The organism is Pseudoalteromonas sp. ECSMB14103, assembly GCF_000813065.1.
GTDB classification, from domain to species: Bacteria; Pseudomonadota; Gammaproteobacteria; order Enterobacterales; family Alteromonadaceae; genus Pseudoalteromonas; species Pseudoalteromonas marina.
On record NZ_JWGY01000011.1, the window covers coordinates 1 to 11,915 of the forward strand.

Consider the following 11,915-nt stretch of genomic DNA (forward strand, 5'->3'; position numbering starts at 1 on the left):
CCTCTGCTCTACCAACTGAGCTATCGAGGCACTTAAACAGTGCTAATTAAAAATCTTAACCGATTTTTAATGTAACTCCCAACAACATCTACTAAGTCAGCTGTTTGGGCGTGCGGCGTATTAAACGAGTTTTGCCCTTACAAGTCAACTTTTTTTTTATCCTTTACGACTGTTTGAACGGTTTTCAAGCAACTCAGTACATTTTTTATTGATAACGTACATTTTTACCACAAACCAGTCTATATATATGAAATATTATAACTAAATCAGACTAAAACCGTAGTGAATTATTTTTGGTAAATGGTACGATTAGTTCAGATACCTATGCTAATAGCTAAAGTAGCAAAAACACATCAATGGGAACATTCAATGCAGAGTAAATTCTCTTCGCCGGTAAAAGGGTTATTACCACTTTTTTTTATATTTAATATTGCAATTACCGCACTTGCTGTATTTGGTTACTCGTTCTACATCAAAAACGATACACAAACAGTTAAACCTGAGCCATCGGTAAATATTAAAACACTCGCATCTACATTAAATCAGCCTATGATCGACGCGCTAACAATGTATGGCCAAGACAAGGTTAAGCAATTACTCGACTTAACATCCTCTTTAGATGATGAATTTGAATATACTCTTTATCGTTTCAGCGCGACTTCTGATACACAACTCGTTTATAGCAATAGCGAGACCGCACCTGAGTCCATCAAAATTACACAACATAATGAAAACACAGGTGTGTTGCATCATATTCTCTTACTTAACGATCAACCAATTGGTGAGCTAATTATAAAACAAGAGTTAGCTCCACCACCATTAAGCATGCAAGACTCTCAGGTAATTGCATATGGCGTTGCAATCGCAACTGTTATTTCTTTATTTATCTTCGCGTTACTTTTTAACGTATACATTAATGGCCGTTTACGTAAAAGCACTGACTCACTATCGCAAGAACTTCAGGCTATTACAGACCAAGGTAACTACAATAGTAATGTTAATGAACAGCTAGATATTGGTTTAGGCTCTGTAGCACAAAGTATAAATGTACTTCTTAATCAAGTACAAACAGCCCTTAGCGATAACGAGTCGGTACAAAAAGAACTGAAAAAACTACAAAATGGTTTAGAGTCAGAGGTGCAAAACCGCACTATTGCACTCGAGAGAGAAACCTTAAAAGCACAAAGAGCTAGCGAAACTAAAACCACCTTCTTGGCTACTATGAGCCACGAAATCAGAACGCCTATGAATGGAGTTATTGGTACTATCGATTTGCTTCGTCAAACAGACCTTGATGGTGCTCAGCATCGCTTAAGTACTATTATTCGCGAATCAGCATTTTCACTACTGAGCATTTTGGATGATATTTTAGATTTTTCTAAAATTGAAGCTGGTAAGCTCAACATAGACCCAATCCCCTTTTCAGTGAGCGACACCCTAGAAGAAGTAACTCGCGTTTTGTCGTCGGTCGCTAAAAAACGAGAACTCGATTTAGAACTATCAATTGCGCCAGATATTCCAGTAAACCTAGTCGGTGACAGCGTACGTGTGCGCCAAGTACTTTATAATTTATGCAGCAATGCAATTAAATTCACAAGCACCGATGAAAAAACCCAAGGCCATGTGAGAATTTCGGTTGAGGTTGCGCATAACACCGCCGACCACTTTACCTTGCGCTTTTGCGTGACCGATAACGGCAAAGGGATGACACAAGCTCAGCTAAGAGACATATTTAGCCCGTTTGTTCAGGCTGAGAGTTCAATAACCAGAGAGTTTGGTGGCACAGGCTTAGGGCTTTCTATTTGTAAGAGTCTAACAGAGTTAATGTTAGGTACTATTCATGTAAATAGCCATGCAGGTATTGGCAGTGAATTTACCGTTGAGCTGCCTTTTAGCACCTCTGGTAAAATAAAATATGCTCATAAAAATGCCTTAGACGGCAAACCAATTATTGTTGTAAGTAACAACCTTCAACGCGAAAAAATAATGTACCGTTATTTATCGTTTATGGGTGCAAAAGTTATTTACGCGCACACAGAAAAAGAAATTGAACAACACCAAAACACAGAGGGTGCTATTTGGGTTGCTGACGGCATAGATAATATTGATGATATTAACTCTTTATTGAGGCGGTTATTGTACTCACTTGAGGATTACAATCAGCAAGTAGTCGTATTAAGCAAACTAGATGAAGCGGCCATTAATCATAAAAACATATTTTACATAAATGCATCTCCGCTTTGTAAGTCAAACTTTATGCTTTCTATTTTGGTTGCCGCAGGCTTGCATCAACCAAAACAAATTAAAAAAGCAAAGTCGCTAAATAACTATTTAAATATTGAGCAAGCTCGAGAATCAAATAAATTAATTTTGCTTGTTGAAGACAACCTTCTAAACCAGCAAGTTTTAACTGACCAATTGCATATATTGGGGTATGGCGTAGAGGTTGCCAACAATGGCGAAGAAGGCCTAGATATGTGGAGAAAGAACAATTTCTCACTTATTTTAACCGATCTACACATGCCAAAAATGTCGGGATACGACATGGTTGAAAAAATTCGTAACGAAGCTGAATTACTAGAAGCTATAGACGCACAACCTTATATAGTTGCAGTTACCGCTAACGCTCTCAAAGGTGAAAAAGAACGCTGTTTAGCAGTAGGTATTAATGACTTTATTACAAAGCCTATAGAACTCAATGCGCTTGAAGATACTTTAAAACGCTGGAGCGACAAGCAAGCTCCTAAGCAAGCGCTAGCTCCTCAACAAAACACTGCATTGCCAATAGATATGGATGCAGTCGCCAAATACGTAAATGGCGATAAAGCAAAACAACTTCGCTTTTTCAAAATGTATTTAGAGCAAAGTCAAAGTTTAATTAAATCAATAAATTCAGGCGTTATGGTTAACGACCTAGCAGAAATAATTGAGGGTTGTCATCAACTCAGATCTATTTCTAAAACCATTGGGGCAGAAACAGTTGGTAAGCTTGCCGGTGCATTTGAAGATAAATGCAAAGCGGGCGAACTAACAACTGATGAATTAATTGATTTACGCGACCAGTTAGAAATTGAATATTCTAAAGCGGCTCAATTTTTAAAAGAGCAAGTTAGAAAGGCAGAGGAAGAAAACGAAGAGCTTTAGCACTTAATAGCTAAATAATTAGTAATAAAAAGGGGCTTTTAGCCCCTTTTTTAATAAGTTATTTATTTTTCTGGCGGTCTATAGCCTTCAATTTCTACGTCTTTACCTTCAAACAGAAAGCCAACCATTTGCTCTTCTAAAAATGTACGATGCTCTGGATCCATCATATTTAAATGCTTTTCGTTAATTAGCATAGTTTGTTTATGTTGCCATTGAGCAAAAGCTTCTTTAGAGATGTTATTAAAGATCTTTTCACCAAGCTCACCCGGGTAAAGTTGAAAACCAAGGCCTTCGGCTTCTTTTTGTAACTTTTGACAAAATACAGTACGTGCCATAATTAATTTCTCTTAAGCGTTAAATGCAAACAGTTTAACCTATTGGTGCAATTTGTTTAACCAACTTTTTAGTTGGTGCAGCCAAACCCACTTCTACTGATTGATCTAGCGGGTACCAAACTAGCTGGCGTTCGTTAATCACATCCGGGATTTGTCTAAGATTTAATATATGTGGGTTAATAGTCAGCTCAAAGTGAGAAAATACATGGGTAAATGGTGCTAATGGTTCAAGTTCTGATTTAAAGCCATGTTGAACTAAAAAGTCATCTAGCTGTTGGCGTTCAGCAAACTCAAAAAAACCAAACAATCCCCCCCAAATACCAGAGCTAGGGCGTTTTTCCATAAGAACCTTATCGTCACATTTTATAATTAGCTGATGACAGCTTTTTTTAGGCACTGCTTTTTTTGGCTTCGAATGAGGAAATTCTTTAACCTTACTAGCATTAAACGCACCGCAGCGGCTGTTTAACGGGCACGGCTCACAATCAAAGCGGCTACGTGAACATAAGCTTGCACCTAAATCCATCATAGCTTGGTTGAATTCAGTCACATTATTTTTAGGTGTTAATTGCGACGATAAATGCCAAAGCTGGTTTTCTACTTTTTTTACCCCATACCAGCCCTCCACCATAAAATAGCGTGCCAATACTCGCTTTACATTACCATCTAAAATGGGGTGATGCTGACCAAGCGACAATGACAATACAGCCCCTGCTGTAGAACGCCCTATACCGGGCAAATCCATAACTTCCTCAAGCGTTTGAGGAAACAGCCCGTTGTATTTATCGCGAACTATCTTTGCTGTTTTATGAAGGTTTCGCGCGCGGGCGTAATAACCTAAACCAGTCCAGTGGTGAAGAACTTGATCTTCTTCGGCATTCGCCAAAGCGATAATATCAGGAAAGCTTTTCATAAATTTTTCAAAGTATGGGATCACAGTAACAACTTGAGTTTGCTGGAGCATAACCTCAGAAACCCACACTTTATAAGGTGTTTTACCCAATTGCCACGGCAGCGTTTTTCTGCCATGAAGGTGATACCAATCAACTACTTGCTTTGAAAACCAGTGAGACTGCTCTTTATTTAAGTCCAACATATTATACTTTTACTCATGCTCAATGGCGGGTCAGTCTATTGCAGTGAGTAAAAAGATCAAGCTATAGAGGCTGTAAAACCAGCTAATACTTGTGATTGAGGCCATCGTCAGGGATAATATGCAACCATTTTTAAACACATTGTTTTGTCAGGCCAATTAGATATGAGTGAATCAAGCAATACCAACCTAGAGCAAGCTAAGCAAGAAGGTAAATACATCCGCACCATTCGCAGTTTTGTAAAACGCGAAGGTCGATTAACCAAAGGCCAAGCCGCTGCAATCGAAAAATGCTGGCCAACAATGGGCTTAGAGCATAAAAACGGCATGCTTGATTTAAGCCAAGTATTCGGCAACAACAATGATGTAGTCCTAGAAATAGGCTTTGGTATGGGCAAGTCGCTTGTCGAAATGGCTAAAAATGCTCCACACCTAAACTTTATTGGTATTGAAGTACACCGCCCTGGCGTTGGTGCATGTTTAATGGATGCCGACGAAGCGGGCGTAACTAATTTACGCGTGTTTGAACACGATGCTGTAGAAGTGCTTGCTGATTGCTTAAGCGATGAAAGCCTAACTACATTGCAATTATTCTTCCCAGATCCATGGCACAAAAAGCGCCACCATAAACGCCGTATTGTGCAAACTGAATTTGCTGAAAAGCTTCGCTCAAAATTAAAAATAGGCGGTGTTTTTCATATGGCTACTGATTGGGAGAACTACGCAGAACATATGCTAGAAGTAATGCAAGCGGCTCCGGGTTATAAAAACCAATCAGAGACTAACGATTACGTGCCTCGCCCTGATTTACGTCCTCTTACCAAGTTTGAGCGACGCGGCCACCGATTAGGTCACGGCGTTTGGGACTTAATGTTTGAGCGCACCAAGTAATTACACATTTATATTAATTTAACACATAGTAAGGCAAAGCCATTTATGAGCGTATTAACCAACCCAAGTTTACTGTTACTTCGAAATAGCGAGGCATTAACGGGTAAATCTATATTGGTGGTCAACTTTGTTCAAGATGGCTTTTTAGCTGAGCTTAAAACGCTTAATCCAAATAGCAAAATTACAGCGTTTAGCTATAACCATGCTAATGGTGAATTTGCTAAAAACACCCAGGGTGTTGATGTAAGCGTTAACCACACCATTACCGGTAACGATTATGACTTAGTTATTCTTTATTACCCTAAGTCAAAACCAGAATTGCTAATGGCGCTTGATAATATACGCGCGGTAATAACAAGCGATGCCGAGTTATTAGTGGTTGGCGAAAATAAGAGTGGTGTTAAATCGATTGAAAAACAATTAGCAGGCAAAGCTCAATATAGTAATAAGATTGATTCGGCTAAACACTGCGTACTTTACTCATTTTCTCAAATTGAGCTTAATGCGCAATTTGATATTAGCCATTACCATAAAACATTTACCGTTAGTATTGCCGATACATCATTTTCAGCTATCAGCGTACCTGGCGTGTTTAACCATGGCTGTTTAGACGCTGGTACCAAAATGCTACTCGAAAATGCCCCTTCAACCAAACAAGGTAAAGTACTCGACTTTGGTTGCGGTGCTGGCTTAATTGCGACCTTTCTGGGTTTAAAAAATACAGCTCTTGAATTTGTATGTAGTGATGTAAGCGCACTTGCAACCTATGCAACAACTCAAACTTTAAAGTTAAACGGGGTAACTGGTGAGGCAATTCTCAGTGATGGCCTTAAAAATATTAGTGGTAAGTTTGATTTAATAGTGAGCAACCCGCCGTTTCACACAGGAATTGCAACAGACTACAGCGTTGCTGAAACGTTTTTAGCTAACGCAAAACAACATTTAACTAAAAACGGAAAACTAACCATTGTGGCAAACAGCTTTTTAAAATATCCGCCAATTTTAGAAACACAATTTGAAACTTATCAAACTGTTTTCAAAAACAATAAATTTGCCGTTTATAGTAGTTAAATTTTTTATATTTTAAGTTGAGCATTCTGCGAGCTCAACTTAGCAATAAAATATTACCTATTATTTTTATTTTTTTGCACCACAGTGTTTCTTCTTTGCTAGACTAATAAAATAATAAAACTCAATGACTCAGGCGACACTCAAATAATGCCTAGAAAAGTTCATCAAAGCAGTATTCGTAAAGCACTCATAAATCTAATAATGCTTATAACTGCTATTTGCTTGTCATTATCGATTTCTATATCGACCTACCTAAGTGTTAAAGAACAAAAACAATTAATAGTGAGTAAGCTCGTTATTTTGGCGGAAATAGTTGCTTTTGACGCTGGAAAATCAGTTTTTGAAGATGACAGAGAAACAGAAGAGAAACGCCTTAAATACTTTGAAAAAACTCCTTTAGTTAAAAACATACATGTATATTCTATTGAGCAAGCATCTCAAAAACCTGTTTTTTTTATAAGTTTTAATGCAAAAAAAACGCCACCAGTCCCCCTTCGAACCGACAGCATTGAAGAACTAAAAACACCACGTATAACCCACGAAGATATCGAACTAATAAAGCCAATTTTTCATAATGAAAAGCTTGTTGGTCATGTATACATGCGTGGAAGTCTTGAAAGCTTAGACGATTATATAAAACAAAAAATAGTTGTAGATATCTTACTGACTTTACTGATACTTGTTGTTGTGTATTTTATCGCAATAAATGTTCAAAAAAGAATAGCTCGACCGATAGAGCGGCTTAGCATGCTATTACAAGACGTATCAAAAAATCATAACTACGATGTACGCGCACCAGTAACCGACGTAAAAGAAATATCAGCGCTTTCTAACAGTTTAAACATCATGCTTACACGCACCCAAAAACAATTGACTCGCCATGAAAAAGACAAAGAAGAAATTAAACAGCTTAACCAAGGGCTAGAAGAAAAAGTAAACCAACGAACCATAGCCCTTAGAGAGGCAAATCAGGAGTTATTATCAACCCTTGAGCGTATGCATCAGTATCAAACGCAGATTGTTGAAAATGAAAAAATGGCATCGCTTGGTCAAATGGTTGCCGGTGTTGCACATGAAGTTAACACCCCAATAGGCCTTGGTATTACAAGCTCTACTTTGCTGCGCGATAAGTTGGCCGATTTACAAATTAGCTTTGATGACAAAAAACTGACTTCAAATCAATTAAAGCGCTTTATTGACGACGGCATTGAAAACCTAGATTTAATTTATCGTAACTTAAACCGTGCAGCCGACTTAATTTCAACCTTTAAAAAGGTAGCTGTTTTTCAAGATGATGACGTAACTACCTACATCAATATTCATAAGTTAATAACGGACGTTTTGACATCAATAAGCTCGGAGCTTGAAGAGAAAAAACCAGTTATAAACATAAATTGTGCAACCGATTTAACCGTAGAAAGCAAGTCAGAACCATTACAACAAGTACTTATACAACTAATAACAAACTCACTACTACACGGGTTCGTTGGTAATGAAAATAATGAAATACAATTTGATGTAGAGTTAACAGGAAAAAAACTCACTATTATTTACAGCGATAACGGCCAAGGCGTAGATAAAAAAATTAAACACAGAATATTCGACCCATTTGTAACCTCAAAAAGAGGACAAGGGGCAAGTGGCTTGGGCATGCACTTAGTTTACAATTTAGTAACCCAAGCTTTAGGCGGCCATATATTAATTGATTTAGAAAAAAAACGCGGTGCGCGATTCATCATAACCATCCCTTAAAAGTGAAGTAACCAAACACATATATTTACTTGTATTCCTTGAATTACTACTTATTGACCCTATTTATGCTTCATGTGGTAAACAAGTGTAATAGTTATCGTTTATATAGCGCAATTTTTTGAACTTTATTACTTTTGCGATATCACATACATTGATGAAAGATTAGATAGTGATATAATTTAACTTTGAATTAGTCTGATTATTTAACAGCTTTGCGTAGTCAGCCGGTCCATAAATTATCAAAGTAAATGAACTTCATACGTGTATTGATCGATTTAACAGTAGTTTTTGCACGGGCTTTTTGAGCAAACTTTGAACTCTTACTGTTTTATTTTTATCCAACTTGTTTTTTCTTGTTAACAATTGGATATAATCCTATAATCTCTAGTAGTCGGATTTATACTAAATACCGATTTTTTGTAAATAAAATATTCCAAAAAGGTTAATTAATAATGCAAACGCCAGTCATTCTAATCGTAGAGGATGAAGACGTAACTCGACTAAACCTCGTTAGTTTATTTGAAGCTGAAGGTTACAAAGTTATTGAAGCCATTGATGGCGATGACATGCATGACAAGCTTACAAATAACGACGACGTTAATCTCGTAGTTATGGATATCAATCTTCCAGGCAAAAACGGCCTTATATTAGCCCGTGAATTACGCCAAAAACGCAAAGTAGGCCTTATCTTCTTAACAGGTCGTGATAACGATGTTGATCGTATTTTAGGGCTTGAAATTGGCGCTGATGATTACATTACTAAACCATTTAACCCTCGTGAATTGACTATTAGAGCGCGTAACCTTATTACGCGTACAGGCCTAAGCGATGATGAATCAGCACTTGAAACTAATGGTGTTATTACATTTAACGGTTGGGAATTAGACGAAAATAGCCGCTGTTTAACATCTCCTAATGGCGATGCTAAGCGCTTGCCTAAAGGTGAGTACAGAGCACTGAGATTAATGCTTGATTCTCCAGGTCGTATTTTTAGCCGTGAACAACTAATTAAACATATGACAGGCCGTGAGCTACGTGCAAACGACCGTACTGTTGATGTAACTATTCGCCGTATTCGTAAGCATTTTGAAAGCGATAATTCTACATCAGAGCTTATCAGCACCATTCATGGTGAAGGCTACCGCTTTATTGGTAAAATCGACAGCTAATTAGCGTTTATTCTAATTGCTGTAGAAATAAATGAAGGGCACGTTGTCCTTCATTTATTTTATCTGCCAACACCAGCAGCCACTCCTTAAGCACTTCATCACTCTCATCTATCGCTCCATATTCCATTACTTTTGCATGCAGTTGAACATCGTTCAAACCAACAGAACCTGCGGCACCTTTAAGCTTATGCGCAACCGATTTGTACTCTTCCCTGTCGCCTGTATTTAATGACGTAAGCAGTTCTTGTTGATATTGCGGATTTAGCTTTTCAAACAACTGACTGCTGCGCCTAAACACAACTAACCCCATAGAATTAACAAAGTCTTCTATTGTTTCAATATCTAGCAAATGCGCATCAATACTTTTAAGTGCTTCGTCGGTTACTTTTAGCTGTGGCTCGTTGCATTGAGCTTGCTTAATATCAAATAAGTCAGCGAGCATTTTATCAAGCTTTACTGTATTAATAGGTTTAGCTAAAGCGCCTTGAATAGAAATACCTTCAAGCTCTTCTTCTGCACTTCTCACATTAGCGGTTAGTGCAACAATAGGCAGGTTATCAAAGTGGCTATCAGCACGGATTTGCCTTGCAACTTCATCGCCATTTATATCGGGTAGCTGCATATCAAGTAATACTAAATCTAGGTCGTCTTCGGTATCAACAAACGAAAGTGCATCTTCGCCCGTTTCAGCCCATAGCACTTCATGTCCGCGTTGCTCCAATAAATTAGTGGCTATTTCGGCGTTAAGTGGTACGTCTTCAACGAGTAAAATATAAAGCTCTCGGCCAACATAGCTTTGCTCTGTAGGCGCAATACATAAGCTCAGCGGTATTTGCACTGTAAAGCAACTGCCCTCACCCTCTGTACTGTTTACTGTAATACTGCCTTTCATAGCCGTGACTAGCGCTTTAGTTACCGCAAGACCAATACCTGAACCTATTGCATTAGTGCCTTGTAAATCAGGTGCTTTATAGTACATATCAAAAATACGAGAAAGCTGCTCTTGTGGAATACCTTGCCCTGTATCTGAGATTTTAATAACTAACCATGGGCCTTCAGGGCGATTTTCACGGCTACATTCAAGTGTGACTTTGCCATGCTGGGTAAATTTCACTGCATTGTTTATCAGGTTCCAAACCACTTGGCGTAAACGAGTAGGATCAAGCAGTGCATATATATCAAGCATGCCATTTCGCTCAATATCAAACTCAAGCCCTTTTTGCTCAGTTATTAACCCTGCAAAATTCACAACATCGTTTATAAAATCAGATACATTAATAGAGTTGGCGGCAATATCGAGTTGCTCTCTGTCTATTTTATCTAAATCTATAATGTCGTTAAAAATATTACCGAGCGTTTCAGCACTTGAAAAAACCGTGTTACACCAACTGCGTTGCTGCTTATTTAGATCGGTATCGAGCAACATACGTGTTAAGCCCACAATACCGTTAAGCGGGGTACGCAACTCATGGCTTAACGTGGCTATAAATTTCCCTTTATCTTTATATGCGGTTTCAAGCGCCTCAGCCGCTTCTTTACGGCTCGTAATATCACGCCCAAAACCAAGTAAACCTATGTAGTCGCCTTCATCGTTTATAAAGGGAAGTTTTCGTAGCTCAAACCAGCGCGTTGCACCATCAACTTCATAACCTACATCGATGGTGAGTGCTTTGTGAGTTTGCTCTACCTCTTTATCTGTGCGCAATACTTCAGATAAAAAGTCGTTTGGGAATATTTGTTCAACCGTTTTACCTATAAGCTCACTGCTTGATTTACCCATTACTTCTTCAAACATTTTATTGCAGCCAGCAAATACCCCATTGTTATCGCGGTAATAAAATAGATCGGGGGATGAATCAACAATTGAGCGTTGCAACATGCTTTGCTGAGCAAGCTCTTGCTGTGTTTTTTTACGCTCGGCAATTTCTCTACGTAGTTCTTCAATGGCGCGATGCTTAGCATGAAAAGCCATTTTACGTTCATCTATTTCAATATTAAGCCGACTAATATTATCTTTAAGTGTTTGGTTTAATAGTTTTTCTTGTTTAGTTGCGCTATCTAAGTAGGCGTAGGAAGCATCTAACTGACGAATTGAATTAATAAGTACGCTTATAATTAAAGGTGACACAACAGCTGAAAAAAATACCACGGCCAATATATCTACAAGAAACAATTCGCCTATAGCTACGTAATAAAACATGCTCGATAAAATAAGAGACGCTGCTAAAAATAAAGCGTAACAAATGGCAGCTGTTTTTAACTCACCAAATCGCGCTATTGAACTTGAAAGCACTCGAACCCAAGGGCTCAAAGAATAATCGGTCATACGTAGTTTTATCTCTTTGCTGTTTGCTTAAATATAAGAAAGGCAATGCTAATTACAGATTTTAGCATTTTTCTATTCGCTATTTTCATGTTGTGCGACAAAAACAGAAAATATTCATACGCAATTTTAGCGGG

8 protein-coding genes are annotated in these 11,915 nt (G+C 38.1%); 5 read left to right on the plus strand and 3 right to left on the minus strand.

The features are described from left to right. Positions 1–369 precede the first annotated feature (369 nt). Positions 370–3,144, plus strand: a complete 2,775-nt coding sequence (locus RF53_RS15575; RefSeq protein ID WP_039038225.1) for an ATP-binding protein — start codon at positions 370–372, stop codon at positions 3,142–3,144. A 62-nt stretch (positions 3,145–3,206) separates the two neighbouring features. Here RF53_RS15575 and RF53_RS15580 read toward each other — a convergent pair whose 3' ends face one another. Beyond that, the gene (locus RF53_RS15580; RefSeq protein WP_006794326.1) at positions 3,207–3,479 is read right to left on the minus strand and encodes an oxidative damage protection protein; all 273 of its coding nucleotides are present in this window, start codon (positions 3,477–3,479) and stop codon (positions 3,207–3,209) included. A gap of 34 nt (positions 3,480–3,513) precedes the next feature. Continuing rightward, positions 3,514–4,575: an A/G-specific adenine glycosylase gene (mutY, locus tag RF53_RS15585; RefSeq protein WP_039038226.1), complete on the minus strand. Its 1,062-nt coding sequence runs from the start codon at positions 4,573–4,575 to the stop codon at positions 3,514–3,516. A gap of 162 nt (positions 4,576–4,737) precedes the next feature. On the opposite strand from mutY, the gene trmB reads away from it, so the two are divergent. From trmB to arcA, 4 genes are all read left to right on the plus strand, one after another. Further along, on the plus strand, positions 4,738–5,463 hold the full coding sequence (gene trmB / locus RF53_RS15590) for a tRNA (guanosine(46)-N7)-methyltransferase TrmB (RefSeq protein ID WP_039038227.1): 726 nt from the start codon (positions 4,738–4,740) through the stop codon (positions 5,461–5,463). Between the two features lie 45 nt (positions 5,464–5,508). Further along, complete coding sequence (locus RF53_RS15595; RefSeq protein ID WP_039038228.1) at positions 5,509–6,534, plus strand: methyltransferase; 1,026 nt, start codon at positions 5,509–5,511, stop codon at positions 6,532–6,534. 147 nt (positions 6,535–6,681) lie between these two features. Next, entirely contained in the window at positions 6,682–8,286 is a 1,605-nt protein-coding gene (locus tag RF53_RS15600; RefSeq protein WP_039038229.1) for a sensor histidine kinase, read from the plus strand. Positions 8,287–8,738: 452 nt separating this feature from the next. Beyond that, complete coding sequence (arcA, locus tag RF53_RS15605) at positions 8,739–9,455, plus strand: two-component system response regulator ArcA (RefSeq protein WP_006794331.1); 717 nt, start codon at positions 8,739–8,741, stop codon at positions 9,453–9,455. 7 nt (positions 9,456–9,462) lie between these two features. Here the strand turns inward: arcA and arcB are convergent, their stop codons facing one another. Further along, on the minus strand, positions 9,463–11,781 hold the full coding sequence (gene arcB / locus RF53_RS15610) for an aerobic respiration two-component sensor histidine kinase ArcB (protein WP_039038230.1): 2,319 nt from the start codon (positions 11,779–11,781) through the stop codon (positions 9,463–9,465). Positions 11,782–11,915 lie beyond the last annotated feature (134 nt).